29 protein-coding genes and 1 other RNA gene are annotated in these 26,787 nt (G+C 37.6%); 15 read left to right on the top strand and 15 right to left on the bottom strand.

Translation table 11 applies throughout. From position 1 onward, the window contains the following. Positions 1 to 141 precede the first annotated feature (141 nt). Positions 142 to 936, top strand: coding sequence for a rhomboid family intramembrane serine protease (locus tag BM327_RS05750; protein WP_139230269.1), 795 nt, complete (start codon positions 142 to 144; stop codon positions 934 to 936). Here BM327_RS05750 and BM327_RS05755 read toward each other — a convergent pair. Then, a complete protein-coding gene (locus BM327_RS05755; protein WP_090247366.1) occupies positions 893 to 1,369 on the bottom strand; it encodes a SixA phosphatase family protein in 477 nt (158 codons plus the stop codon). The genes BM327_RS05750 and BM327_RS05755 overlap by 44 nt on opposite strands. A gap of 117 nt (positions 1,370 to 1,486) precedes the next feature. Here BM327_RS05755 and BM327_RS05760 point away from each other — a divergent pair, with 117 nt between their 5' ends. The 5 genes from BM327_RS05760 (at position 1,487) to rnpB (ending at position 5,981) form a co-directional block, all read left to right on the top strand. Further along, entirely contained in the window at positions 1,487 to 2,095 is a 609-nt protein-coding gene (locus tag BM327_RS05760; protein ID WP_090247367.1) for an RNA polymerase sigma factor, read from the top strand. Further along, the gene (locus BM327_RS05765; protein ID WP_090247368.1) at positions 2,092 to 3,435 is read left to right on the top strand and encodes a hypothetical protein; all 1,344 of its coding nucleotides are present in this window, start codon (positions 2,092 to 2,094) and stop codon (positions 3,433 to 3,435) included. The genes BM327_RS05760 and BM327_RS05765 overlap by 4 nt, the downstream gene beginning before the upstream one ends. Beyond that, complete coding sequence (locus tag BM327_RS05770; RefSeq protein WP_090247369.1) at positions 3,435 to 4,496, top strand: hypothetical protein; 1,062 nt, start codon at positions 3,435 to 3,437, stop codon at positions 4,494 to 4,496. The genes BM327_RS05765 and BM327_RS05770 overlap by 1 nt, the downstream gene beginning before the upstream one ends. A 3-nt stretch (positions 4,497 to 4,499) precedes the next feature. Further along, complete coding sequence (locus BM327_RS05775; protein WP_090247370.1) at positions 4,500 to 5,576, top strand: T9SS type A sorting domain-containing protein; 1,077 nt, start codon at positions 4,500 to 4,502, stop codon at positions 5,574 to 5,576. A gap of 36 nt (positions 5,577 to 5,612) precedes the next feature. After that, an RNA gene (gene rnpB, locus BM327_RS05780) (RNase P RNA component class A) lies at positions 5,613 to 5,981 on the top strand. Here the strand turns inward: rnpB and BM327_RS05785 are convergent. The 3 genes from BM327_RS05785 to BM327_RS05795 are packed head-to-tail and all read right to left on the bottom strand — an operon-like array spanning position 5,982 to position 9,550. Continuing rightward, the gene (locus tag BM327_RS05785) at positions 5,982 to 6,887 is read right to left on the bottom strand and encodes an ABC transporter ATP-binding protein (RefSeq protein ID WP_090247371.1); all 906 of its coding nucleotides are present in this window, start codon (positions 6,885 to 6,887) and stop codon (positions 5,982 to 5,984) included. Continuing rightward, entirely contained in the window at positions 6,884 to 8,431 is a 1,548-nt protein-coding gene (locus BM327_RS05790) for an ABC transporter permease (protein ID WP_090247372.1), read from the bottom strand. The genes BM327_RS05785 and BM327_RS05790 overlap by 4 nt, the downstream gene beginning before the upstream one ends. Before the next feature lie 51 nt (positions 8,432 to 8,482). Beyond that, positions 8,483 to 9,550, bottom strand: a complete 1,068-nt coding sequence (locus BM327_RS05795) for a Fe(3+) ABC transporter substrate-binding protein (RefSeq protein ID WP_090247618.1) — start codon at positions 9,548 to 9,550, stop codon at positions 8,483 to 8,485. Positions 9,551 to 9,672: 122 nt separating this feature from the next. Here BM327_RS05795 and BM327_RS05800 point away from each other — a divergent pair, with 122 nt between their 5' ends. Continuing rightward, positions 9,673 to 10,242 carry a hypothetical protein gene (locus tag BM327_RS05800; protein ID WP_090247373.1) on the top strand — a complete coding sequence of 190 codons (570 nt, stop codon included), beginning with the start codon at positions 9,673 to 9,675 and terminating at the stop codon, positions 10,240 to 10,242. On the opposite strand, the gene BM327_RS05805 is transcribed toward BM327_RS05800, so the two are convergent. The 7 genes from BM327_RS05805 to ruvX form a co-directional block, all read right to left on the bottom strand. Next, positions 10,239 to 10,628, bottom strand: coding sequence for a DUF1573 domain-containing protein (locus BM327_RS05805; protein WP_090247374.1), 390 nt, complete (start codon positions 10,626 to 10,628; stop codon positions 10,239 to 10,241). The two genes, BM327_RS05800 and BM327_RS05805, sit on opposite strands and share 4 nt — an antisense overlap. Before the next feature lie 7 nt (positions 10,629 to 10,635). Continuing rightward, positions 10,636 to 11,079, bottom strand: a complete 444-nt coding sequence (locus tag BM327_RS05810; RefSeq protein WP_090247375.1) for a DUF1573 domain-containing protein — start codon at positions 11,077 to 11,079, stop codon at positions 10,636 to 10,638. 96 nt (positions 11,080 to 11,175) lie between these two features. Continuing rightward, on the bottom strand, positions 11,176 to 11,748 hold the full coding sequence (locus BM327_RS05815) for a hypothetical protein (protein ID WP_090247376.1): 573 nt from the start codon (positions 11,746 to 11,748) through the stop codon (positions 11,176 to 11,178). Between the two features lie 81 nt (positions 11,749 to 11,829). Then, positions 11,830 to 12,420: a peptide deformylase gene (gene def, locus BM327_RS05820; RefSeq protein ID WP_090247377.1), complete on the bottom strand. Its 591-nt coding sequence runs from the start codon at positions 12,418 to 12,420 to the stop codon at positions 11,830 to 11,832. A 77-nt stretch (positions 12,421 to 12,497) separates the two neighbouring features. After that, positions 12,498 to 13,703: a T9SS type A sorting domain-containing protein gene (locus BM327_RS05825; protein WP_170853688.1), complete on the bottom strand. Its 1,206-nt coding sequence runs from the start codon at positions 13,701 to 13,703 to the stop codon at positions 12,498 to 12,500. Positions 13,704 to 13,768: 65 nt separating this feature from the next. Then, positions 13,769 to 14,596, bottom strand: coding sequence for a helix-turn-helix domain-containing protein (locus tag BM327_RS05830; RefSeq protein ID WP_090247379.1), 828 nt, complete (start codon positions 14,594 to 14,596; stop codon positions 13,769 to 13,771). A gap of 66 nt (positions 14,597 to 14,662) precedes the next feature. Next, positions 14,663 to 15,079 (bottom strand): Holliday junction resolvase RuvX, encoded by a 417-nt coding sequence (gene ruvX / locus BM327_RS05835; protein ID WP_090247380.1) that lies wholly within the window; start codon positions 15,077 to 15,079, stop codon positions 14,663 to 14,665. Positions 15,080 to 15,292: 213 nt separating this feature from the next. On the opposite strand from ruvX, the gene BM327_RS05840 reads away from it, so the two are divergent. Further along, positions 15,293 to 15,895, top strand: a complete 603-nt coding sequence (locus tag BM327_RS05840; RefSeq protein WP_090247381.1) for a hypothetical protein — start codon at positions 15,293 to 15,295, stop codon at positions 15,893 to 15,895. 49 nt (positions 15,896 to 15,944) lie between these two features. Further along, on the top strand, positions 15,945 to 16,322 hold the full coding sequence (locus tag BM327_RS05845) for a hypothetical protein (protein WP_090247382.1): 378 nt from the start codon (positions 15,945 to 15,947) through the stop codon (positions 16,320 to 16,322). A gap of 64 nt (positions 16,323 to 16,386) precedes the next feature. On the opposite strand, the gene BM327_RS05850 is transcribed toward BM327_RS05845, so the two are convergent. Together BM327_RS05850 and BM327_RS05855 are read right to left on the bottom strand one after the other, a co-directional pair. After that, positions 16,387 to 16,689 (bottom strand): type II toxin-antitoxin system RelE/ParE family toxin, encoded by a 303-nt coding sequence (locus BM327_RS05850; protein WP_090247383.1) that lies wholly within the window; start codon positions 16,687 to 16,689, stop codon positions 16,387 to 16,389. 3 nt (positions 16,690 to 16,692) lie between these two features. After that, positions 16,693 to 16,911, bottom strand: a complete 219-nt coding sequence (locus tag BM327_RS05855) for a hypothetical protein (protein ID WP_090247384.1) — start codon at positions 16,909 to 16,911, stop codon at positions 16,693 to 16,695. Positions 16,912 to 17,238: 327 nt separating this feature from the next. Between BM327_RS05855 and BM327_RS05860 the strand changes: the two genes are divergently transcribed. Further along, entirely contained in the window at positions 17,239 to 18,048 is an 810-nt protein-coding gene (locus tag BM327_RS05860; protein WP_090247385.1) for a 2,3,4,5-tetrahydropyridine-2,6-dicarboxylate N-succinyltransferase, read from the top strand. A gap of 214 nt (positions 18,049 to 18,262) precedes the next feature. On the opposite strand, the gene BM327_RS05865 is transcribed toward BM327_RS05860, so the two are convergent. Next, on the bottom strand, positions 18,263 to 19,057 hold the full coding sequence (locus BM327_RS05865) for a hypothetical protein (RefSeq protein ID WP_090247386.1): 795 nt from the start codon (positions 19,055 to 19,057) through the stop codon (positions 18,263 to 18,265). Between the two features lie 170 nt (positions 19,058 to 19,227). Between BM327_RS05865 and meaB the strand changes: the two genes are divergently transcribed. Further along, entirely contained in the window at positions 19,228 to 20,262 is a 1,035-nt protein-coding gene (gene meaB / locus BM327_RS05870) for a methylmalonyl Co-A mutase-associated GTPase MeaB (RefSeq protein ID WP_090247387.1), read from the top strand. Continuing rightward, positions 20,262 to 20,477 (top strand): RNA-binding S4 domain-containing protein, encoded by a 216-nt coding sequence (locus BM327_RS05875; RefSeq protein WP_090247388.1) that lies wholly within the window; start codon positions 20,262 to 20,264, stop codon positions 20,475 to 20,477. The genes meaB and BM327_RS05875 overlap by 1 nt, the downstream gene beginning before the upstream one ends. Before the next feature lie 131 nt (positions 20,478 to 20,608). On the opposite strand, the gene BM327_RS05880 is transcribed toward BM327_RS05875, so the two are convergent. Continuing rightward, positions 20,609 to 21,724, bottom strand: coding sequence for a hypothetical protein (locus tag BM327_RS05880; RefSeq protein WP_139230270.1), 1,116 nt, complete (start codon positions 21,722 to 21,724; stop codon positions 20,609 to 20,611). A 174-nt stretch (positions 21,725 to 21,898) separates the two neighbouring features. On the opposite strand from BM327_RS05880, the gene BM327_RS05885 reads away from it, so the two are divergent. The 3 genes from BM327_RS05885 to BM327_RS05895 all read left to right on the top strand — a co-directional run bounded on the left by BM327_RS05885 (position 21,899) and on the right by BM327_RS05895 (position 26,785). Then, positions 21,899 to 22,321 carry a hypothetical protein gene (locus BM327_RS05885; protein ID WP_090247390.1) on the top strand — a complete coding sequence of 141 codons (423 nt, stop codon included), beginning with the start codon at positions 21,899 to 21,901 and terminating at the stop codon, positions 22,319 to 22,321. A 145-nt stretch (positions 22,322 to 22,466) separates the two neighbouring features. Next, positions 22,467 to 23,552, top strand: a complete 1,086-nt coding sequence (locus BM327_RS05890) for an efflux RND transporter periplasmic adaptor subunit (protein ID WP_090247391.1) — start codon at positions 22,467 to 22,469, stop codon at positions 23,550 to 23,552. 26 nt (positions 23,553 to 23,578) lie between these two features. Then, on the top strand, positions 23,579 to 26,785 hold the full coding sequence (locus BM327_RS05895; RefSeq protein WP_090247392.1) for an efflux RND transporter permease subunit: 3,207 nt from the start codon (positions 23,579 to 23,581) through the stop codon (positions 26,783 to 26,785). Positions 26,786 to 26,787 lie beyond the last annotated feature (2 nt).

Genomic DNA, 26,787 nt, shown 5'->3' on the forward strand with positions numbered 1-26,787 from the left:
GGCTGCAAATATGGTTAAAAAAGTAAAGCAAATCTTGTTATTTTGCGACAAGGTTGAACTAGCATCCATCAACTAAAAATTAACTATTCTGCCACAATGACCGAAATAAACAGGAGGCATAACTATTGATTGAATGAAAGTGTGAAAAGATTTAACTACATCCATGACGGAAACATGCTAGAAGCATTGCTCTACCCTTTTTTGTTACTGCTTATTTTGTGGAGTATTTATTTAATGGATTTTACTTTTCATCTCGATTTGTATAAATACGGTGTACTTCCTCAAACCATGGAAGGACTCAAAGGAATATTCTTTATGCCTTTTATACATTCACAGCGCGATTTCACGCACATTGTAAATAACTCCCTGCCCACCTTTGTTTTATTGGCTGCCTTAATTTACTACTACAGAAAAATTGCGCTTTATGTAGTTCTTGCCATTTGGCTAGGAGGTGGTTTCTTATTGTGGAATCTAGCACCGAGCACAGGCAGTTATCATATAGGAATTTCTGGTGTTATCTATGGACTTTTCTCTTTCTTGTTTGTAAGTGGAATCTTTAGGAAAAGAACCCCCATGTGGGCCATTTCACTTTTTGTCATCTTTTTATACGGTAGTCTTATTTGGGGTATATTCCCAACCGAAAAACCCATATCATGGGAAGGTCATTTATTTGGTTTAATTGTAGGAATAGTTGCAGCAATAGCCGCACGGAATCAAGGACCAAAACCTCTTAAATATTGGTATGAAATTGAACAGGAAATGGGAATAGAGCCTCCTGACTTAGAAGGCATGTATAAAGAGAATCTGCGCAGAGCACAGGAGCGTGAAGAAATGCGAAAAGCGCAAGAGGAAGAACAAATCAAGGCGCAAAATGTAGTCTATTACTACATACCTAAACAACCTGCGGAAGATAAAGATCAAAACAAAGAGCAGTAGCTTTAGAACACTCGGCCCACGATTCAAAGGGAAATTCCAAAACAACCAAACCTCCAGTTGACAACATTAGTGGTTCATCTAAAAAATACATCGCTAAATCAGAAATACCATTATTGTGCCCGATAATCATCATGTCATCTCCCCCTTTTTGTTCCCAAACAAACTTGAGCATTTCGGTCCTAGAAGGCAAATACAATTCATTATGCAAATGCAACTGATGTGAAGAAAGTGAGTTTTTAATACGCGCATAAGTATGTTGCGTGCGTTGAGCGGTTGAACAATGGACGGTAGGAATGTTATAATTTTTAGACGAGAAATAGTCGGACAACAAAGCACATTGTTTGATGCCTTTTTCCATCAAATCACGGTCAAAATCATCTTGATTTTTTCCTGGTTTTTGGGTTTTCGCATGACGTAATAAAAATAATTTCATAAATCTTCACTTTTGTTCCAACCTTATAAAGGTAAACAACGTTCATGAAAATGAAGAGAAACCCAAGAACTATTAAAAGAATTACATTCTCTTTTGTAAAATTTGATTAATTTGCAGATGCTAAACAAAATCAAAGGAATTAACAATTATATGCACATTGATACCGAATTATTGATTGCATGCGCTAAAAATGATCGCAAGGCTCAGAAGAAGCTTTACGAGGCGTGTTATGTATTCCTTATGCCCAAATGTTTACAGTATCACAAAAATGAAGAGGACGCTCGTGCCATCTTCAACAAAGGTTTCTATAAAATACTTAAAAATCTAAGCAAGATAGACTTAGAAGAAGTAATGTTTGCTGCATGGTCTAAACGTATCATGGCAAACACATTAATTGATGACTATAGAAAGAATAAAAATTACAAAACCAACATCAACATAAAAGAAAACGATCAGGAATTAGACTATCACGCAAGTTCGAGTAGCAACGATGCTTTAAATGCATTTGGCCAAAAGGACATTATGCAGTTGTTAGAATATTTAAAGCCTGCTGCAAAACAAGTTTTCTTAATGTACGTTGTAGAAGGATATAACCATAGAGAGATTGCCGAAATGTTAAACATGTCTGAAGGAACATCCAAATGGCATTTGAGTACGGCAAGAAAAGAATTAAAAGAAAGATTAGAAAAATTAACTGAAGCAGAGTTAAGAACAAAAGTTATATGAGTTTAACCGATAAAGATATAGATCAGTTGTTCCGAGATGCTGCCAACTCGGCCCCACAAGTGGAGTTTAAAGAAGCTTACTGGGACGAGATGAACGCATTTTTAGATCAAGAAGAGAAAGGAAAGAGAGGCATCTACTCTATGCTTTCTGTTGGTATACTTGCTTTGATTGGCATTGGATCACTCTTGTTGATTCCTAACCAAAACAAGTATAGCGATGGTACAGTAGCAGAGCAAGTAGACGCACTTATTGCTACACCTCAAAATGTAGTAGCTATGAATGCTGCTCAACAAAATTCAACTTCGGCTGTTAAGAAAAATAATGCCCAAACAACATCAACTTTGGCAATCACGAAAACAGCGAGTTCATCCAATGAGGAAACAGCTGTGGAAAGCAGTGAAAATGTTGTTTTGAATACAAAATCAAAGAAGACCAGCGTATTCAATACAAACGCTTTAACAGATCAAATGCTTGCTAGCTCTGCAATAGCAAAAGAAAACACAACTGTTGTAAATGTTAAAGACGAGAAAGCAGTAGAAGAAACAACTCAAGTAGTAAAGAATAAAGAGCTTTCAACTCCAACGCAGAATGCGCAACCAATTTTATTGAAGGCGACTTTAGATCCTTTTGCAAACCTGAGTAAGAAGATAGATAGATTAAGTGTGAAAGAACCTGGTTCTTTAGCAAGTTCATTTGGGAATTCTTCAGCAAGCTCTCTGATAGATTTTAAAAATATCCAACGTTTAAAGGATAGACTATACATCGAGTTAGGAGCAGGTATTTCTGACAATTACAATGACGCGATAGCTGGAAGGTCATTTGTTTACAATGGAGCTTTGAATTATGAATTTAGAAAGAATTGGTTTAGAGTGAGAACAGGTGTTGGTGTAAACATTACAACCCAATCTAACATTACTTATACTACTTATGCTAAGATTTATGATTTCGGAAGTAGAAACTCTTCAAATGAGTTGGTTTACAAAGAACTATACGACTTATATCTACCAATAGAAATTGGTGCAAGCTTTAATAAGGTGAGTTTTGGAGTTGGATTTAAATACAATTTCTTAAACCACTCAAGAGCAGAATTTAGAACTTACCAAGACGGTGCCTTAGAAGAAGAAGGTGTTTACTACGGATTAACAGAAGGATTGAAACAAAATACTTCAAGTGCATATTTCTTCGTAGAAAGAAACCTTTTCAATAGAGTTGATTTAGGAATCAAAATGGGTACCTACTTAAATTCTAGAGCAGCCTTAACTGAACAGTTTGACATGGTTGGTCAAGACATTAATCCTAAATACGGTTTTGTTTACCTTAAGTATAACTTTAGAAAATAATGAGTAGATTTTCTACAATATTGACACTTTCATTTTTACTTGTTTTATCAGCATGTAAGAAAGACGAAATGCCAGAATTGGTAGAGTCTAACGAACCCGTATTCATGGTCAAAGGTAAAATTGGTCAAGAAGAAATTAACATCGTTGCAGGAGACGACAACCAATACATGTATACTGGTTTTGACGAGCGCAATGGTGTAAATCTATTCTATGGAGATATTAGCAACAACAACTCTTCGTTTAAATTGACCATACATGATGGTAATTTAGACAATGACAATTTAGAATTGATAACAAATCAACCGCAATTTGCATTTACTCGAAACGCGGTTACACCTACTTTTCAATTTGCCATAGATTCTTTTGCCAACAATGTTAAAATAGATGCCATAGATTGGTATGTAAATGGTGATTATTATTCATCTAATTCAATTACCCTTTATGAGCATGGTTTATTTAACATCTGTGCCGAAGTAACTTTTGTAGACGGAGAAGTGGCGAATCTTTGTAATGACGTAATATTAGGTTATAAAAAACATGCTATTGGTCAACCCGTTCACATCGTTGGATCTACGGGAAGATTAAGTGTATTTAACAATACCATCTACCCTATAGACAATGTTGAATGGTACGTGAATGGAGTTTTGTTCTCAGATGCAATTGAACTTTCAACATCAGCCTTTACTGGAAGAGTTCCAATCACGGTTATTGTTAACTACAGTAATGGTGTTCAGCGCACAAAATCTATCATGGTCGATTTTGATTTGGAAGGTAAATTCATTCAAGATTTTTCATTCGCCGAAAATATTAATCCTCTAAACAACGATTACAGTTTAGATTTACGTTTCGAAATAGATGGTGAAACATGGATAAGTAACATTCCTGAAAACGACAGTTTATTTGTTGAAATTAGCAAATACGAAAAGTACAAAGAGAATGTTGATGGTATTCCTGTTTCTATAGCCAATGGCTTGATCAATTGTAAACTTAAACGTTTATCAGATGGCATGATTAGAGATGCTGAGTTGGATTTAACTTTTGGGTTCCCTCAAAACTTTTAAAAAATGAAATCTACGCTAACTCTACTTGGCATACTTTTTATAAGCGGAGTTAGTTCCGCTCAGATTTCATTAACATCTTCAGATTTTCAGTCTTCACCGGGTGCAGAATATTACTCGAGTGCAAATACAAATGTTGACTTCACTTCAACTGGAGCCAACTATACTTGGGATTTCAGTAATTTAAACGAGGTGAGTCAAGATACTATCAATTACAACTCCCTTACTCAAGCAAGCTTATTCATTCAAGCCGCGTATGGTATTTTTGCTCCACCAGCATATCAAGCAAATTACTTTCAGGAAAATACAGATTTTACCTTGAGCAATATACCTTCAACTGTACTTCCTATAAACATTGATAGGGTTGATAACTTTATAAAGGTAGAAAACACTCAAATTGCAAAGGTAGGTTACGGAATAAGTGTGCAAGGACAAGCCATTCCTTTTCCTTCAGATACTATTGAAAGGCTTTATAAACTTCCGTTAAATTATGGGGATGTGGATTCTTCAAGAGCTTACACCTCCTTTGATTTAAATCCTATTTACGACGCTCAACTTAGGCAATACATACAACATTACTCCGAAGTTGACGGATATGGCAACATTAGCACACCCTATGGTAGCTTTCCCTGTTTGCGCATTCATCATAGAATTGTAGAACTTGATTCTGTTTATATATCTCTAAATGGAGCGGCAGGGGCATGGTATGAACTTCCATTACCCACCAAACACATTTATGAATGGTGGACCAACAACGAAGACATCGCAATCTTAAGAATAGAAACCACCGAAAACTTTGGGATACAAACCGTTTCTAAAACTGAATACAAAGACAATATATCTGTAGGCACGGAGGAGGCCTCACCTTTTACTGAGTTTTACATTTATCCCAATCCTACTAGAGATGGGTTATTCTTCTCACATCAAGTGCGACATTTAACGCTGAGAAATACAGCTGGTCAAATTGTACTGACCAAAGATTTCACGACATACTTGAATGTTTCTAAACTTCCTACTGGCGCGTATCTATTAGAGGTTGAAATCGACGGTGAAACGAAACAAGAACGTCTCCTTATTCAATAAGCACAATTATTCACTTAAGTTCTTATCTTTGCCCCAAAGGCAAACTAGTCTATCGCTGTTCCAAATGGAAGAGAGGAAAGTCTGGGCAGTAAAGAGCACCGTACTTCCTAACGGGAAGGGTTCGTTTTAACGAATACAGAAAGTGCCGCAGAAAATAAACTACCTCGTTTACGAGGAAAAGGTGAAAAGGCGAGGTAAGAGCTCACCGCGCTTGTGGCGACATGAGTGGCAGGGTAAACCTTACGGACTGAAAGATCATGTATACCGAGGCGCACAGAAATGTGCTAAGAATTGCTCGTTCGACTCGGAGGGTAGATCGATAGATGCTAAAGGTGACTTTAGTACTGGATAAATGATAGACACCTTTTTAAGGACACAGAACCCGGCTTATGGTTTGCCTTTTTTTTACTCTACATCCATTATAGATCCTAATTCAACACGCGTTTTAGCAATGACATTTATAAATTCCTTTGGATTTGCAACAGCTTGTAAAGTAATAAAGTAATCGCCTTTGTAGAAACTACATTTCACAACTTTATAGCCCCCCATCTCATTCTCTCGAATCTTCGTATCGCTTGGACGAACGAGTTTTCCATTTATTACATTGATTCCGCCTGTTAAATCTCCTACATATTCATTGATAGGCTGCTTGTAAATATTTTCAGGAGTATCAAATTGTACAATCTCCCCTTTTTGAAGGATGGCTATCTTGTCTGCCATTTCCATAGCATCATCCGGATCGTGGGTAACAAGAATAGATGGAATATTCTGTCTTCTTAATATGGTTGAAATTTCACTTCTTACTTTTCTTTTTAGGGATTGATCTAAACTAGAAAAAGGTTCATCAAGTAACAATAAATCAGGATTAACTATAATACTTCTCGCTATAGCCACACGTTGTTGTTGTCCTCCCGACAGTTGATGCGGTCTTTTCTTTGCATGATCTTCCAACTCAAAAATGCGCAAGAAATCTTGTAGTATACGCTCATTTTTATCCGTCAAACCGTAAGCTATATTTTGCTTTACATTTAGATGAGGGAACAATGCATAGTCTTGAAATATCACCCCTATATTTCGGTGTTCTGTCTTCAAAAAGGTTGAAGCATCCTGCATGATTTTATCGTTCACTACTACCTTCCCAGAATTTGCAAACTCGAGTCCAGCAATTATGCGCAACAAGGTCGTCTTACCCGAACCACTCTCACCTAAAAGAGCAACAATTTCGTTTTGGGCTATGGCAAAACTCACCTCCTTCAATACTTGAGATTTACCGAATGATTTGGTAATATTTTCTAATTTAAGATAACTCATTTCGAAGATTTATTGGAACGCATCAATACTAAAGAAACCACAACACCTAATGCAATTAACAATAAGGCATAGGGCGCTGCATCTGTAACGCTTTCCGCTACTTTTGCCTTTTTATACGCTTTAGTGGCCAAAGTTTCAAAGTTGAAAGGTTGTAATATCAAAGTTAAAGGCAAGTCCTTTAATACATCAATAATCACAACAGCAAAAGTGGTGAAAATTCCAAATTTCAAAATAGGGAAATTCACTTTTAAAAAGGTCACAAAACTCGACTTGCCTAAAACTCTAGAAGCATCGGGTAAAGCATCCGGTAAACGCGCATAGTTAGACTCTAAGGTATTATAGCCCACCGCCATAAAACGGATAACATAAGCCATGCTCAAGAGAAACAAACTCTCAATTCCCCAAGCATAAAAATCACCATCTTTTTGCATAAAGAAAGCAAAACCTAAAACGGCTACACCTATTACAGCTCCCGGAATGGCATATCCCAAGGTGGAAAGATTGGCAATTAAACTCGATTTCCATCCTTTATTTAGGTACTTATTGTACAAGAGTAACAGAGTGATGACAACGATGATTACTGCAGGTAAAATAGCCACTCTAAACGATTCTAAGGTTGTACTTATTAACTCTTCATCAATTAGCGATTTTGGAGTGAAGAAAGACAAGTAAATTAATTGCGCTACAGGCACTACAAAACCTAAAAAGAAAGGAAGAAAAGCCAGGAAAGAAAAGAGCATAGCCTTCGGACCTTTCAAAGGTTTTAACTGAAAATCGTTACTGTTCTTCTTATCGGAAACACGCTTCATGTTTCTATAGACAAAGAGACTTCCAAAAATCAGAGAAATCAGTACAAAAGCTAGTGCACTCAAATAGAGGGATCCAGAAAAGTCCATCTGCTTGGCTTGAAAGATTCCGGCTGAAAAAGTTTTCACATTGAAATAGCTTACCGCACCATAATCATTGATGACCTCCATTACTACCAATACGGTTCCACCTAAAATGGAAGGTATTGCCAAGGGTAAGATCAAGGTAAAAAAGCGTTTCATACTTGATACCCCTAAGGTAGAAGCAGCCTCAGTTATGGCTTTATTCTTACTTGAGAAGTGCAACAAGCTAGAAGAATACACATAAGGATAGAGCGCAAAGCCTAAAAAGACCATTAACCAGCCCTCTGTAAGAACATTAACATCCCACGCAAAGATTTCTTTGGGTGAAAAAAAGAGCATGGACAACTTCGTGAAACTTCCAGTAAAAGAAAAAATACTTGCATAAACAAAGCCCATGATATACGTGGGGATAGTTAGTGGAAGTACATTGGCCTTTTCTAAAAAGCTACGCAAAGGAAAGTTGAAGTTGGCAACAAAATAGGCCGTGGGAACAGCTAAAAGTATACTTACCGCACTCACGCCAAGTATCATGCGAAGAGTCGTGTAAATTAAATCGGGTAACACATACTCTTGGATGTGTTGAATGTTTTCATTTGTACCATCGGCAAAACCCTCTAATACAAAAAGGAGAGGAATAAAAATTATTCCTCCCACAATTGCGGAGACGATGCTCCAAGTTCTATATTTCTTACTCTTGAAATTCAATTACTTCCAACCTGCTTTATCAAACATTTGAATTGCAGTCGCATTCAATGCTCCAATTTTCTGCAAAGATAAAGTGTCTTCTTTGAAGGTTCCCCAAGACTGCACTAAATCACTAGCGGGCACATTTTTATTCACTGGAAATTCGTAATTCGCTTGTGCCAATTGCTCTTGTGCTTTTTCTTGTGCTAAGAACTCAATTAACTTCAAAGCATTCTCAGCATGCTTGGCTCCATTTAATATTCCTAAACCACTGATGTTAATGTGTGTACCTCTACCCTTTTGGTTTGGGAAGAAAATATTTACAGACTCACCTGCTTCTTTTTCCAAAGCATCTTCTGAATTCAATAATTTACCCACGTAATAGGTATTAACTATAGCAACATCTGCTTTTTCTGCGAATACTGCTTTTACCTGATCTCTATCATTTCCTGATGGTTCTTGGTACATGTTCTTCACTACAGCTGTAGCCCAAGCTAATGCTGCTTCCTCTCCATCATTTGCAATGATAGAAGCTAATAATGATTGGTTATATACGTTGTTTGCTGCTCTTACGGCAATCTTTCCTTGCCATTTTTCGTTGGCCAAATCTTCGTAAGTAGACAACATTGAAGTATCAACTCTATCCTTAGCATAGGCAATGATACGTGCTCTCTTTGTTAAACCATACCATTTACCATTCTCTTCTCTTAAGTAAGATGGAATGATAGAATCTAAAACTGCAGAAGAAGAATTCTGGAAGAAACCAGCCTCTTGCGCTTGGTATAAACGCGCTACGTCAGCCGTGAAGTAAATATCAGCAAAACCTCTATCCCCTTCATTTTTCATTCGAGACAACAACTCTTCTGAGTTACCAGGAAGGATGTTCACTTTAATTCCTGTTTCCGCCTCGAACAAATCATATAAAACTCTATCTACTTCGTAGTGACGGTCTGTATAAATGTTTAATTCTTCTTGAACTGCTTCTACTTCTTGATCAGAAGCTGTAGTCTCTTCTTGAGAACCACCACAAGACCCTAAAACAAATGCAGATGCAAATGCAAGTGTCAACGTGCTAAATTTAATCTTCATTATACGCTTTGTTTTCTTTAGTATTTCTAACAATTTGTCCACAAATATAAGCTTTTGAATTAAGGTTGAGCCTACCTTTTTTATGGTAATATATTCATTAACTTTGCAGAAAATTCAGCATAGTGAGTCAAGAAGAACAAAACAAAAAAGCGGAAAAAGAAGCATTGAAAGTAAAACAATTGCTTATTCAATTGAATACAGGTGATAGTGACCAACAAATCAAGGCTTTGAAATCTTTACAAGTTCACGGTCAACCCAAAATCATTGAGGCTTTGGTACGTAAACTTGATGGAGAAATTGAGCAAAAAGTAGAGAAAGAGATCATAGAGTTTTTATGTTCTTTAAAAGATACGGGGGTTGTTCCTTTCATCATGGCCATCATCAATGAAAATCAATACCCTAACCAACGTCAGAAATTACTCAATACCCTTTGGAATTCGAAGGTGGACTACTCAGAGCATTTACAAGACTTTGTAAACATTGCCGTGAATGGTGATTTCATGGATGCTTTAGAGGCGATTACCATTATTGAAAACTTGGAAGGTCCGTTTGAAGAAGAACAGGTGTTAGAATCGCAATTACATTTAACGCGTTACATAGAAAACGGAAAAACTCAAGATGAACAAAAGGCGTATTTAATCAGTGAAATTACGGTTAAGTTACAAGAAATAGAAAGAGGATTGGGGGCTTAATGGCCTTCTTCCTCTTTTGGAATTACATACAATTTAATGCGCAACTTCTCCTTCTTTTTCGCATTAGAACTGATCAATATTTCCCTATCCTGCCAGTAGTATTTCCCATTCGTATCAAAGGTAACTTCAAAAAATGAAGTATCTCCCGGTGCTATAGGCGTGGAGGTGAATTTTGTTTTGGTACAACTACAGCTTACATCTGCAGCATAAATTAGAAGTGGGGCATCCCCGCTGTTTACAAAATAGAATTTGTGTTTTGCCGTCTCCCCTTCTTTGAAGTCACCCAACTTCACAGTTGTTTTCTCCAAAAAATGAAACTCCGCCTCCTGGCCGAGACCAAGGGCGGAGTTCAAAGCTATAAATATGATCGCGAAATATAGCCTCATCAATATCTTAGTTTGCTGGTGCTCCAGTTCCGTTAGCTGGTGCTCCACCTTGTGCTGGAGACTTCACTACACCTTTAATTCTAATTACCATAGTTGGAGAATTCACTGCGTTAGAAGTTAAAGTAACGCTTTTAGAGAACTGTCCAGCTCTTTTCGTATCATATTTTACTTTAATCACTCCAGTTGCTCCTGGTGCGATTGGCTCCTTTGGCCACTCAGGAACTGTACATCCGCAAGATCCTTTTGCGTTAGAAATCATCAAAGGCTGGTTTCCTGTGTTCGTGAAAACGAATTCATAAACTCCATTTCCTCCGTGCTCAATTGTTCCGTAGTCGTGTAAAGTCTTTTCAAATTCAATTTTCGCTCCATCAACAATCTCTTGAGCTACTACTGTGTTAACAGCGAAGATAGCTGCTATTGCAAGTGACAAAGTAAATAATGCCTTTTTCATAATTATTTGTTTTTTTGATTTTCTTACTTTCAAATATACGCACAGAACTCTGTGCAAGTTGCTTTTTTAACACAACGTTAACAGAAAGAAATTCGACTAGTTTGCATTCATTTTTTTCGTCAATTCATCAAAGCTCAAGTTGATATTTTCTAATCTAGACTTCAACATTTCGACTTGCTCGGTTGCCATATTTGTAGAATCTACCAAAGCCAAACGTATTAGTTCTTCCGCTTTTTTAGGCTGTACATCATCTATGGTATAATACACAATTTGCATGTCGTAAATTCTGTGTATGTCTTTGTATGCAGGATATTCTTTGATTAAAGTTGATCTCCATTTCGCAGCTTCTTCTTCTAAGCGCAATTGCATAAATAACATTTGTGCCTTGTCTAAGGATGCTGCTGCCGCTTCGTCTTCGGGGAAGTTTTTATACAAACTCAAATGTCTGTTGATAGCTTCTAATACTGCTTTACGGTCGAGCTGACCATCATTCTCCATGATGTTTTTGTAAATCACCTCTAGAGAATCATCCATTACTTTAATTCCTTCTTTAATGCTTTCTGCTGTAATTTCTACAGGAGCTGCTTGGTCATTTACCACAGTTTCTTCCTTAGAAGAACACGCCAATAATAGTGCTCCGCAACCCGCGAGTAAAAAGATTTTCTTCATGATTTATTTTTTTAACGAATGTAATAAGAAAACAAAAAGAGCCAGCATAAATAATGCTAGCTCTTCAGTTTATTGAGTAATCTATTTTCTTCCTTTTTTCTGAAGTGGAAATTTCATTCTGTAGTCTATATCTACTTCCCCTTTAGAAATGTTTGTCAATTTCTTCGTAATCATTCTTTTCTTCAAGGGAGAAAGGTGATCTGTAAACAACACCCCATCTACATGATCATATTCGTGTTGAATCACACGAGCCGCGTAACCAGAATAAGTTTCTTCGTGGAACTCCCAATTTTCATCAAAGTACGTGATTACGATTGTCTCCTTACGGTATACATCTTCTCTAACCTTAGGAATAGACAAACAACCTTCTTGAAAAGCCCATTCTTCTCCGCTCTCTTCTTCTATGATAGGATTAATGAAAACCTTTTTGAAATCTTTCAACCCTTTAGCTCGTGGATCCTCATCCTCATCTTCTGCAAAAGGTGAAGCATCTACAACAAACAAACGAATAGATTTTCCTATTTGAGGAGCCGCCAAACCAACACCGTGGGCTGCATACATGGTTTCCCACATATCTGCAATCAACTTGTCTAATTCAGGGTAATCTTTATCGATTTCTTCTCCTTCTTTTTTCAACACCGGATCTCCGTATGCTACAACAGGTAATATCATTCTTTTCAATTTTGAGCTACAAAATTAACAAATCTACCTTCAACCTAAAACTTAGAAGTACAGAAACTCTTCTTTTGTTACTTTTTAATCACCTTTTGGTAGTTCGTGTGTATTCCATCCGTCATTTCTAACAGGTAAACACCACTTTGTAAGAAATCTAAACTATGCTCCCCTCCCGACTTCATCGTGTGTACTAAATTCCCTTGTACATCATATAAACGAAACAAGGCGTCTTTGTTTTCTGTTTCTAGATTCAAGTTACTTTCAAAAGGATTGGGATAAACCTTAAAGTTCATTTCTATAGGGTTTGACACGCCTAAAAGGGAAGCATTCTTTGTATACCTCAATTCATTTCCTACCAATGCTATGGCGTGTTCTTCATCAGCGAAATCTATACTGTAAATGGGAGCATCTACTCCTATGTTATACTCCGTCCATTGGGTAGCATTGGTGTTCAAACAAATAAAGTATTTTCCATAGTAACTCGAGGCGATGAGTTTTCCAAATTGTTGATCTAAATCGATAACAGGTAACACATTAAAACCATCCAAGTTTAAATCGTGTACAAAACCAGAGCTGGCTTGTATACGCTGAGAGGGTCCTGTACCACCAAACTGTCTGTAGTTAACAGCCAAAGCAGAATTCACCATATCCAATCTTCCCCCACCTGTTACTTCTTGAAAATTTTGGGTGTAAACCGTATCAACACTTACAAAACCATCTGTGGAGTAATAGTATTTTTCAGGATTCGTAGGGTCTAAAATTACTCCATAAGTATCTTCCCATAGGTCTAAGGCAAGAATGTAACTGGTAAATGGAAGTACAACCAAATCGGTCCAGTTATCCCCCAAATCTGCTGAACGAATAATTTGCATGGAGTCGTTGACTTGGTAATAGGCATAGAGATAATCATCTCCTATCACCAAATCATTAAAAGGCAAACCTGTTTGGTTGATCCAATCTGCACTTATGGTATCCCAAGTTGCTCCCGCATCCATGGTACGATAAACTCCTCCATTTGCATTTACAAAACCTATTTTACCATTGATGAATTGTGGTTTATATAAAGATGAGAAACCTCCAAATTCTTGAATATTGGTCCAAGTTTCTCCACCATCCAATGTTTGGTATAATTCACCTATCGTTCCTGTAATATAGGCAGTATCTATAGCGGGATAACTCAACTCGCCGTAAAAACTTTGATTACTTGCAGGTGCTTGCCATTGTCCGAAAGTGAAGACACTCAAAACCAAACAACCCAGCGTATATTTTAACTTTTTCATGGTGTACATTTTATGTTTATTACGAAGTTCGGTGATTTTTAAGCTTTATCCTTGTAGATTATCTTCTATTCCTTGTAAATTTCTGCCTGCTTGAATTCTGTTGGCGTTAGACCCGTATGTTGCTTGAAAAATTTAGAAAAATGAGCTTCGTCAAAGAAGTTGACCGATACTGCAATTTGAGCAATATTTAAATCATCTTCCAAAAGAAGTTGTTTGGCTTTGGCCAGAATTCTTTCGTTTTGCATGTCGTGCAAGGTTTTTCCAAAATTCTTCTTTACCATCTTGCTCAATTTCGATTCACTCACCCCCAAAGCTTCAGCATAGAAACTTAAATTTGGTTTTTGATGATAGGAAGTGTTGAGCAAACGCATAAATTCTAACACAAAAACCCCGTCTACCTCATCATGCTGGTTGAGGTTACCTGAAAGTTTCAATAAAATATGGGCCGCTAAATTTAGTCGTAACGACTCATCGGTTCTATGACTAAAAAGTTCCTTAAAGTAAAAATTAAACACTTCAAACTCTTCTGAAGAAGCTGTATAGGTCACCGGACTCGCGATCAAATTAAAGAGCTTGGTTTCTTTGTGAAAGACTTGTAATTGTTCCAAGAAATGATTGGAGAAAGCCAAGGTAAATCCTTTGGAATCAGTAGATCGTTTTAATTTATGGGGAAAAGATGCCGGTAAAATGTGAAAGCTCCCTTTTTGAGCCTGGTACATTTTTCCAAACATCACATGCTCTCCTCCTCCTTCTAAAAAAATGAAAATTTCGTTGTAGGTATGTGCGTGCATTTCTTCGAAATTGTAAAAGCTTTTTTCTTCCCAAGGAAAGACCTCTACCAACTTCTCAGGTTTACCACTGTCCGCGAAAGAATAAGAAGGAATATGTTGCATGTAGTAATAGTATTAGACCCTATACTACAAACGTAAGAATAATTTCAGGAGTTGTCTTTAGAGAACTTACATCCCCATTTGCTGCATGTAAGATTGTAAAATCAAGGTGGCGCTAATCTCATCTACCATGGCTTTGTTTTTACGCTGTTTCTTTTTTAAACCACTGTCTATCATGGTTTGAAATGCCATTTTAGAAGTAAACCTTTCGTCTACCATTACAATTTTTTGAAGCGGAAAGTTTTTCTCCAAGGCTTCTCTCAATAAACGAACGTTTTCAGAACTGTGTGTGTCTTCGTTGTTCAAACGTTTGGGTTCTCCTAAAACGATAGTTCCCACACCTAGTTTAGGAATTTCAGCTTGTAAAAAGTTCATCAAATCACGAGAATCTACGGTAGTTAAACCCGAAGCAATGATGTTCATTTCATCGGTAATTGCCACACCTGTTCTACGCAAACCAAAGTCTAAAGCTAAAATTCTGTTCATGGTGCAAAAGTAGGAATTTAGACTTTTAGACGGTTAGATTTTTAGAGTTTTAGATGGGGGGATGGTATTTAAAAATTTAAGAAAGAGCTGACGTTCGTGATTTAAAGATTTAAGACATGAGATTTTTAAATGTTTAAAGGTTTATTTATTAAAAGAAATCTAAATACGGTGTTATCTTTCTTGATTACAGCATTTATACCCTAAATACAGACTATGAAAATAATCTTCTTAAGCACCTTATTTCTATTGGGTTCTGCACTATCAGCATGTAAAAAAAACGGAGTAGAACAAACTCCCCCTCCTTCAAACATATCGAGTTTACAAGCTATTAAAAACATTGTTAGCAAAAATATAATCTCGAAAAAAGACTATACTTTACCTCAAGGATCGTTTGTTTTAGAGGAAACTGCAAACTCTTTTTATTTATGTGAGCTAGCACTTTTTTGTTTGGGAGAAGTCAAAGTGGACAATTCTTGCAGAAGTAGAAGGTTTGGACCCAATGAAAAATTCCCATACATAAAAGAAATAGAATACACGGAAGAATACTTAGACATTAGCATAGGGGTGATTGAAAAATGTGGAAGCGATTTTATTTGTGATGCCGCCTTTGAGGAAAACAACCTTAATCTAATTTATCACCAATATAGTTCCTTGGCTTTCTGTAACTGTGAACACACGATTCATTATTGCTTTTACATTGACAATCAAAATCGCCTCGGCGACGAACCGGAAATTGAGAGTATTTCAGTGAATGGAGAACCACTGATGGTAGATTTACAACATATTAAACAAAAAGGAAAGAACATCGGAAATTGATTTTTCAAACATTCGGTTTAATTTTAAAGTCCAACGATTTAATTCAACAATGAAACTCTCCATCCCCAAAGGGTGCGACAATGCACCGAAAAAAGATTTTTTGGTTACTATCAATATTGCCTATGCACGTAGAGACTTGGATGCCTTGCTTGAAGCTTTTACAGACAAATTCACTTGGCATTGGGTAGAGACACAAAAAACAGTGTCGAAAGCCGATCTCAACACAAGTGTTTTTCTAGAATATCCAATTACAGCACTCAGCTTAGAAAAAGTCCTTACCCACGGACGAGAAGGTGCCGTAATGGGCAAAATGACATGCGAAAATGGAACTATTTATGCCTTCTCTGACTTCTATGCATTCAGCGGCGCCAAGGGAGATAAGGTGAAAAGTATTACGCGGTTTATAATACCTTTAAATCATGAATAAAACTATATTCGAAAAAATTACATTCAACTAACCGGAGCTATATAATCAATAACTCAACTTATTTCTACTCTACTAAGTTTCTATTTTCAGGGTCTCTCCGAGTATCAAAAACTGTAATTATTTCTATTTCCTCTTGTTCTTTATCCACTCGGTAAAAGAAGGTCGTTTGTTTTGTGACGACACATTTAAACAGATTTCCAAATTCTTTCGATTCAGGACAGCTATAGGGATGCTTAGATATTTGCTTTATTTTGAGGTCTAATTTGGTCAAGAAATTATCACGCACTTTTACACCCCATTTATAAATAAGATAATCTAAAAGGTCTAATAATTGTGATTCGGCTAGTTCGGATAGGTAGGTTTTCATAGGCTAAGAAATTTTCTTTAAAAAGGAGTCGTATTCGATTCTTTTCCCTTTATCTAGCTCCTCTATACCTTGAATTATATGCTTTTGCTCAACCTCAGATAAGTCATTCCAAAAGTCGCCTTCCTCTTTCCGGATAAACTCTGCAAGTCGCGCGATGAAGTCAGAATTATCATTTTCCAAAATAAACTTCAGCAATTTTAACTTTGTAGCTTGTACATCCATTACACAACTTGTTTTCCTACAAATTTACGAAAAGCAAAGCAAATGAGCCACTTGTGTGAATTCAAAATTACTCCGTAAGCTTGTCTTTACTCACAATAGAACTTCGCTCGGCTCGATAACCTCTAGATCTTGCTTTCAAGTTGAAATTTTCTCAATACTCACACTCCAACTCACACTGCAAATCCTCTAGCTCCCTACTCACACTCAAAACTGACTTCCTTCATCTCAACAAAAATTGGGAAAAATGTAAAAAATCTGTTTTCTGTGCGCTTAGGCATGGCTAATCTCGGATAAGACTCTAATTTTGTGACTTCAAGTAGAAAAGTTATGCAAGAAATCATAGAAAAAGCATGGGAAGACAGAAGTCTTTTAAACGATGCGCAAACGATAGAGACGATTAACCAAGTAATCGAGGAAATTGACAAAGGTAGATTACGTGTGGCTGAGCCAGATGGTAACGGTGGATGGAAAGTGAACGAGTGGGTAAAGAAGGCAGTGGTATTGTACTTCCCTATTCGTAAAATGGAAACAATTGAGGTGGGTCCATTCGAATTCCACGACAAAATGGCCTTGAAAACGAACTACAAAGAATTGGGTGTACGTGTTGTACCTCACGCTGTAGCACGTTACGGAGCTTACATTTCTGCTGGGGTAATTATGATGCCTTCTTACATAAACATTGGTGCTTACGTTGATGCCGGTACTATGGTTGATACCTGGGCAACAGTAGGATCTTGTGCGCAAATCGGTAAAGACGTTCACTTGAGTGGTGGTGTTGGAATTGGTGGTGTATTGGAGCCTCTACAAGCTGCGCCAGTAATCATAGAAGACGGTGCTTTCCTTGGATCTAGATGTATCGTTGTGGAAGGTGTACGTGTAGAAAAAGAAGCTGTTTTGGGAGCTAACGTAGTATTGACAAAATCTACAAAAATCATCGACGTTACTGGAGACGAGCCGGTTGAAATGAAAGGTGTAGTTCCTGCACGTTCAGTTGTAATCCCTGGTTCTTACACCAAAGAATTCCCAGCTGGATCTTACCAAGTTCCTTGTGCTTTGATCATCGGGAAACGTAAAGCAAGTACAGATTTAAAAACTTCTTTGAACGACGCATTGAGAGAGCACAATGTTGCTGTCTAGTTAGGAGTTGAGAAATTATGAGTTAAGAGTTTGTGGGGAGTGATAAGTGAAGAGTGATAAGTCAAAAGCGACTTAATTCTTAACGATAGATAGAAAAGGGATATGATCTTAGGGTTGTGTCCCTTTTTTAATGCTGTAATTAAAGGCTCTCGAGCGATAGCCGAGAGATGAATTTTTGAATTCCCCAAAGGAGTGTTCCTTTTTAGTGTATACATCAATACAAATTCTTGATGTAAAAATCATACTCATGTTTCATAAATACGTCCTCATGCTTTCTGATAACACCCTCAAATACTGATTGACTAATTCTCTCCTCTCTTAAATTAATTTTAAGTAAATCCTTTACCACGTCTATACTTCTAAAGAAAAATCTGTAGTAATAATAATTACGGATAACCTTATTGTCATGTAGTTTATAAAAATCAACGTTGTTAACATTATTCTTTTTGAATTCCTCCGCCAATAATCTTGTTGCAATTAATTCAGAATTTCTAACTGTACTAAATTCATGAGAATTTTTCTCTATTCTACTCATAACATCTGGAGGAAAAACATTATGAATAGTTGATCTTATAAATATAATCCCTTGAACCAATTGAGTCCCATTTTCAACAAATCCTAATTCAATCCACCTTTGGATTACATCCAGATCATTGTAGACCCTTTTTAAAACTGATAAAGTTTCTCTTTTTTCATCTGGAGTATAAAGTAGCTCACTTATTTTAATAGTTAAATCATATTCATTCGATTTTATTCTATCCGTTTTTTGTTTGGAATAAACCCAATAAATTAAAAACAAATTGGCAGTTCCTACCAATATAGAAGCTACTATACCACTCGTCCCTGAAAAGTAACTACCTAATTCTCCCCAATATTGTATTCGCTCTCCATTCATGCCTTCTGGAGATGAAGAAGCTCCTAAAAAAATAAAAAATGGTGCTAAAACTAGAATTAAACAAACTACCAAGATGGTAATGATAATTCCTTTGATAAATGGATCTTTAATCATCAGTTAAGTTTCAACGAAAATAATACTTAAATTTTTGAATCCTTGAATTTTTGAATTCCCTAAAGGAGTGTTCCTTTTTTAGTGGTTAGAAATTCTATCTTTGAAAACAAGGCATTTTCCCACAGAAAGTCCCCTTTTTGAATTTTGATTTTTAAATTTTGAATTGTACCATGAATGACGAGCAGTTAAAGCGATGGATGGAGAAAAGAAAGCAACGTAAAGAAGCTTTGACCAAAGACAATTTGATGGAAGGTATACTTGCGGGTAACCTAACGGCTTTGAGTTCTGCCATTACTTTGTTGGAAAGCAATTTGCCGCAAGACAAGGTAACTGCCAAAGAATTGGTAAGCGCCTGTTTGCCTCATGCTGGAAATTCTATACGTGTTGGAATCACTGGAGTTCCTGGTGTAGGAAAAAGTACCTTTATCGAGTCTTTTGGTATGCACTTGCTCCAAGAGAATAAAAAGGTGGCGGTACTGGCCATAGACCCTTCTTCGGAGAAAAGTGGTGGGAGTATATTGGGCGACAAGACACGTATGCAAGAGCTTTCGCAACAAAGCAACGTTTTTATTCGTCCGTCCGCTGCAGGTGATTCTTTAGGAGGTGTGGCCCGTAAAACCAGAGAAGCCATTTTCTTGTGCGAAGCGGCTGGATTTGAAATTATTTTGATAGAAACCGTTGGTGTGGGACAATCAGAAACTGTTGTGCACTCCATGGTTGATTTCTTCTTATTGTTGATGCTGGCGGGTGCCGGAGATGAATTGCAAGGTATCAAACGTGGTATTATGGAAATGGCCGATGCTTTAGTGATAACTAAAGCAGATGGAGACAACATCAAAAAGGCCAACTTGGCGCGTAGAGAATACCAAAACGCCATGCACCTTTTTCCACCCAATAAAAACGAGTGGATACCCAAAGCGCTTACCGCAAGTTCTTTGACCAATACGAACATAGACAAGGTGTGGCAAACCATACTTTCTTTTCAAAACCAAACTAAAATCAACGGATGGTTTAAACAGAAAAGGCAATCGCAAGATAAATACTGGATGAATGAAAGTTTGAAAGAATTGCTCATGGCAGATTTCTTCTTAAATTCGGCCGTTAAAGACAGACTTAAAGCAGAAGAAGCGGCAGTTTTAAAGGGTGAAAAATCATCTTTCCAAAGTGCTGATGACTTGTTCGAATTTTACAAACAAAACAGATAATGCAAACGATAGAATTTTTACTCGAAGGAGAATACATAGAGCTTTTAAAATTGTTGAAAGCCGTAAACATTGCCCAAACGGGTGGTCACGCCAAAATGATTGTTGACGATGAGTTAGTAGTTAGAAACGGTGAAGTTGAAACGCGCCGTAGAGCTAAGCTTGTGAAAGGTGATGTTTTGGTGATAGACGAGGAAATTGAAATTACCATCGTATAACACAGGTATTTAAAAATTTAATGATTTAACAATTTAAAGAATTGTATTTCATCTTTAAATAACCAGAAAGGGGGATGTTTCAACATCCCCCTTTCTGGTTTAAATTCTTAAATCTTTAAATCCTCCATTGCCTACTCTTCATCAAAGCGATTGAGCCAAAGCTCTATTAACTCATCTATGGTTGGTGCACTGCCTTTCACGAGTAAATCACCTGTTTGTCCATCGTAGAGTTGCCAAGCGTTGTTTGACTTCACAGCTACACCGTACATATAATCTAAGAACACGACTTCAAAACCGTCAAAAGATTGCTCCTCAAAAAGGTTTTCGTATCCCATATTGTAAACAAACACTTTTCCTTCCAACCAAAGCTCAAAGCAAGATGCGTCCTCGTGGTATTTTACACTATCGTAAATGGGCGCTATTAACTCAAAGGTACCTTCACCTCCAAACACTCCCCATTGATGAGTTTTGGCCGACCTACCGTAGCAATAAACAGCATGTCCATCATAAGACTCAATGAGATCCAATTTATGCTCCTTTTGCATTTGCGCCATAAAATCAAGTGCTGTTAGCGAAAGAAATGTGGGGCGGGATAAATCTTCTTTGTTTGTGCAACCGAGTCCGCTTACAAATTCTAATATATCCGGACCTTCAGAACGTAATTCTATGCGGTACCACTTTCCGTCCTTTTTACCAGCAACTTCCAGGTAGTCGAGTAAATTTGCTTCTCCCCCATACCTTGCATAAGGCGAAAAATTATCAATTTCCCAAGACTCAAAGTCTTGCGACGGAAGGGCTAGTAAGGAATCGATTTTACGAAAATCACTATCCAATTCGGCTAAATTTTCAAAAACTATCTCCTCCCAAATTACAGGTGGAATAAACTCAGAGTAAAAAGAAATCACCCCCTTTTTATCCTGGTAATTCACAACGGTAAAATTGAGTTCCTCTTGGGCAGGAGTAGGAAACTCCACACTCATTTTATTGAGTTTTTGAGGATGAGCAAAAAGTAAATTCCCTGTGGTTTTGTCGTACAATTGCCAATTCCCCTTGGCGTTTTTGAGTCTACATGGAAAATTAGAATAAATATTGGTATTCCACTGGAGTTCTGAAGCTTTAAATTGTCGGATAAAACCCTCTAATTCCGCCGCAGAACTTTTCGGTGTCAACTCCTTTTCTTTCCAAAAAAAAGATTGCGCATACAGATTCATGCTCCACAAAAAAAGAGGTAAAACAAGCCATTTCATAACAGTGTGGTTTAATTTGTAGACAAGATAAGAAATAAAGTTCAGACTATTTTTCTCACCTCAAAAGCCAAGCTCTAGCAAATGAAAACACTGAGCATTTAGAAATCTTTTAACAAAATATTAGCACTCGAATTTTGCATCCTCTCTGAAGGCGTATTACATTTGCGTCCAGAAATGAATACACTTTTCAGATATATCATCGCACTGAGCGTACTATTGCTAATCGGTTTTAACCAAACCATTGGTCGCGCCTTTGCTGAAATTTCTGGAGTTGAACTCCTACAAGGAAGTTCGCAACAGGAAGATGATACAGCGTATTCCATTCATGGGACCCACTCCCACTACCTCAGTGCCATTCCTGAAAATGGTCATCATTTATTCGGTGTTGAAACTTCTGAAGGCGGAGCTGAGGAAGACGAGGATAGATCGCACAAAAAATTCTCCGATTTTGGAGTTTTCTTAAAAACCCTTTTTGTTTTACAGAAGGCGGTAATATCTACAGACATTCACGAGGAGGAAGAAATATTCCACGCTCACGAATTCAAAGCATCATCATTCAAATCACTATTTCTAGTTCTAGAAGTATTTAGACTGTGATTAACATCTTCTTTCATCTGCTCGCTTAGAAATATCATTTAAGTGCAGATACCCCATGGCAAAACTTGGAATTCTTCCAAGCGGGACTTGCCGTATCATCAATTTTTATTTCCAAACAATTTAATGCTTTAAAAGCAAAATTATTATGAGAAGAATGTGCATAATGGTGGGTTTGTGTGCCTTAATTTTTAACACAAGCTGTACATCAAAAAAACATGAAGAAAAGGAGTTAGAAACGCACTTTATTGCCACTAACCCAGTGAGAATGGACACCTCGATTACCGTAGATTATGTTTCGCAAATCCATGCGATTCAACACATTGAAATTAGAGCCCAAGAAAGAGGTTATTTAGAGAAGATTTATGTAGACGAAGGTCAGCACGTTAAAAAGGGCCAATTGTTATTTCAAATTATGCCGCGTTTGTATGAGGCTGAAATGCAAAAAGCAAAAGCCGAAGCTGAATTTGCAAACATAGAATATTTGAACACCAAACAACTGGCCGATAGCGAGGTGGTTTCCATGAATGAATTGGCCTTGGCAAAAGCAAAATTAGACAAAGCAAACGCTGAATTAGCTCTGCGCAAAGTTCACTTAGACTTCACAGAAATAAGAGCTCCTTACGATGGAATTATAGACAAATTCCATGTTCGTTTGGGAAGCTTAATAGACGAAGGAGATTTGTTGACTTACCTCTCAGACAACAGTAAAATGTGGGTGTATTTCAACGTTCCAGAAGCCGTTTATTTGGATTATCAAACCAATATGGACAAAGACAGTTTCTTAGAAGTTGGATTGAAAATGGCCAACAATAAATTCTTCCCTCACAAAGGGATAGTTGAGACCATAGAAGCCGACTTTAACAACGAAACAGGTAACATTCCGTTTAGAGCTACTTTCCCCAATCCAACCGGACTTTTACGTCACGGAGAAACCGGAAACATAGAAGTAAAAGAGCAGTATAACCAAGCCATTATCATCCCGCAAAAGGCAACCTTTGAAGTCTTGGATCAGAAGTATGTTTACGTGATAGATGCCAACAATGAGTTACAATCTAGAAAAATTGAAATCGAAGCAGAAATGCCTGATTTATATGTGGTAAAATCAGGGTTAGAGACTTCAGAAAAAATTCTTTTAGAAGGATTAAGAAACGTACGTGAACACGACAAAATTGAATATGAACTGCACGATCCTATGGCGGTTCTTTCTACCCTAAGATTACATGCAGAATAAGAGTCATAAAAAAAAATAAAAATACAATGTTTAGTAAATTCATAAAAAGACCAGTACTGGCTATTGTGTTGTCTTTGGTGATTGTATTCGTAGGTACTTTATCTATCAATACGCTACCAAAATCACAATTCCCAGATATTGCTCCTCCCATGGTAGTGGTTTACCTCTCTTACCCCGGAGCGAGTTCAACTGTACTTACCAATTCTGTATTAATTCCTTTGGAACAAGCCATCAATGGTGTACCGGGAATGAAATACATGTTCTCTACCGCAGCCAGTTCAGGTGAGGCCAATATCCAAATCGTTTTCGAAAAAGGAAGTGACCCCAACCAAGCGGTGGTAAACATCAACAACAGGGTGCAGCAAATGAAAAACCGTTTACCGGCCATCGTTCAGTTGGAAGGATTAAGGGTGCAGCGTTTAATGCCCAATATGTTGATGTATGTGAACCTGTATGGTACAGACACTGCAAATACAGATATGAAGTTCATCTTCAACTACGCCTACATCAACTTATTGCCAGAACTACAACGTATCAACGGTGTGGGGAGAGCGCAAATTGTAGGGAGTAGACAGTACGCCATGCGTGTTTGGTTGAACCCAGACAGAATGCGTGCTTACGACATCTCTACAGAAGAGGTGATGAAGGCTTTAGGTGAGCAAAGTATCATTGGTTCTCCAGGTCGTTTAGGTAGAGCAGATAGTAAACGTTCAGAATCTATAGAATATGTGTTGACCTATCCGGGTCGTTACAACGAGGATGAAGAATACGAAAACGTGATTATACGTGCCAATGCAGAGGGTGAAGTCTTGAAATTAAAAGATATTGCCAAAGTTGAATTAGGATCAGAATACTACGATATCTACTCCAACAAAGATGAATTCCCATCTGCTGCCATAACGTTAAATCAAGCTTACGGTAGTAACGCCATAGACGTCATTGAAAAAGTAAAAACAAAGTTGGAAGAAATGAAAGACGACTTCCCTCCAGGCGTTGAATACGAAATTTCTTACGACGTTTCTAACTTCTTAGATGCATCCATTACAGAGGTATTACACACCTTAAGAGACGCCTTTATCTTGGTATCTTTGGTGGTATTTGTATTCTTGGGGGATTGGAGATCTACATTGATTCCTGTACTCGCCGTTCCGGTATCCTTAATTGGTGCCTTCTTCGTAATTCAAGCCTTTGGATTAACCATCAACTTGATTACATTGTTTGCTTTGGTTTTGGCCATAGGTATTGTGGTAGATGATGCCATAGTGGTGGTAGAAGCGGTTCACGCCAAGATGGAAGAAAACCCACACCTCTCTCCTACCCAAGCTGTGAAATTGGTATTGAAAGAAATCTCTGGTGCCATCATCGCCATTACCTTGTTGATGACTTCTGTATTCGTTCCGGTCGCCTTTATGTCAGGACCTGTAGGTATCTTCTACCGTCAGTTCTCCATTACCATGGCCTCCTCTATTGTTATCTCTGGTTTGGTAGCCTTAACACTTACACCTGTATTGAGTGCCATGATTTTGAAAAACACGCATGGTCAAGAACGCAAAAGAAACCTATTAAATAGAGGTTTGGATGCTTTCAACAGAGGCTTCGATAAAATGACAGGAAGATATACTGGTATTCTTAAAAAGATTGTCAACCGTAAGGCAGTTACTTGGGGATTGTTATTGATCTTCGCTGTGGGTACGGTCGGTATTTCTAGAGTTCTTCCTTCTGGATTTGTGCCATCGGAAGACCAAGGTATGATTTACGCGGTATTGCAAACTCCTCCAGGATCTACTTTGGAAAGAACCTACGCTATCTCAAGAGAATTACAAGAGGCTGCGGAAGAAATAGATGGTGTTCAATCTGTATCTGCTTTGGCTGGATATGAAATCTTGACACAAGGTCGTGGGTCGAACTCAGGTACCTGTATCATCAACTTAAAACCTTGGGATAAAAGACACCACACGGTTCCTGAAATCATAGAGGAACTGGAAGAAAAAGTAAAAAACATCCCTGGGGCGAAAGTTGAATTCTTTGGTCCGCCCGCTGTACCGGGTTACGGTGCTGCCGGAGGTATTGCCTTGCAGTTATTGGACAAAAACTCGAGCATAGATTACAACCGTTTAAATGGGGTGACCCAAAAATTCATGGATGAATTGGAAAAGAGACCAGAAATTACAGGACTCTTCACCTTCTACAGAACGGATTATCCTCAATATGAACTAGAAATAGACAACCAATTGGCCATGCAGAAAGGAGTTTCCATTGGTAAAGCCATGGACAACTTATCCATCTTGGTGGGAAGTACCTACGAACAAGGTTTCATTAAATACGGACGTTTCTTTAAACTCTTCGTACAAGCCGATCCTTCGTTTAGAAAGTTACCTACAGATATCTTGAATTTCTATGTGAAAAACGACAAAGATGAAATGGTTCCTTACTCTGCTTTCATGAAAGTGAAAAAGACACAAGGTATCTATGAAATTAACAGATATAACATGTATACAACGGCTCCAATTCGTTGTAACCCAGCTCCGGGATATTCTTCAGGTGAAGTCATTGACGTAATTAAGGAAGTTGCAGCAGAAACTCTACCGAAAGGATATGATATAGACTGGGCTGGTTTATCGAAAGATGAATCTCGAAGAGGAAATGAAGCAGTATATATTTTCATCGTGGTATTGATCTTCGTTTACTTTGTATTGGCAGCGCAGTACGAGAGTTTCATTATTCCGTTCTCTGTAATTCTGTCCTTACCTGCAGGTATTTTCGGTTCCTTCCTTTTCATTAAAATGATGGGAGTTGCCAACGATATTTACGCTCAGGTTGCCCTGGTAATGTTGGTCGGCTTACTCGGTAAAAATGCCGTGTTAATTGTAGAATTTGCCATCCAGAAAAAACGCGAAGGTTACAGTGTATTTGATGCAGCCATAGCAGGTGCAAAAGAAAGGTTTAGACCTATTTTGATGACCTCTTTTGCCTTCATCGCCGGGTTAATTCCCTTGATTTTAGCCCATGGTCCGGGTGCAATTGGTAACATGACTATTGGAGCTTCTGCACTTGGAGGTATGTTGTTCGGTACTGTATTCGGTGTAATTATCGTACCTGGATTGTACTACATATTTGGAAAACTAGCAGAAAACAAAACTTTGATTAAAGACGAAGAAGACAATCCTTTATCTGAAGGATTTGTTGAATTCCAAAATCAATTTAACAACGACAGTAATGATGAAAACAAATAAAA

Origin of the sequence: Lishizhenia tianjinensis (assembly GCF_900116425.1) — a bacterium.
Taxonomy (GTDB): domain Bacteria; phylum Bacteroidota; class Bacteroidia; order Flavobacteriales_D; family Crocinitomicaceae; genus Lishizhenia; species Lishizhenia tianjinensis.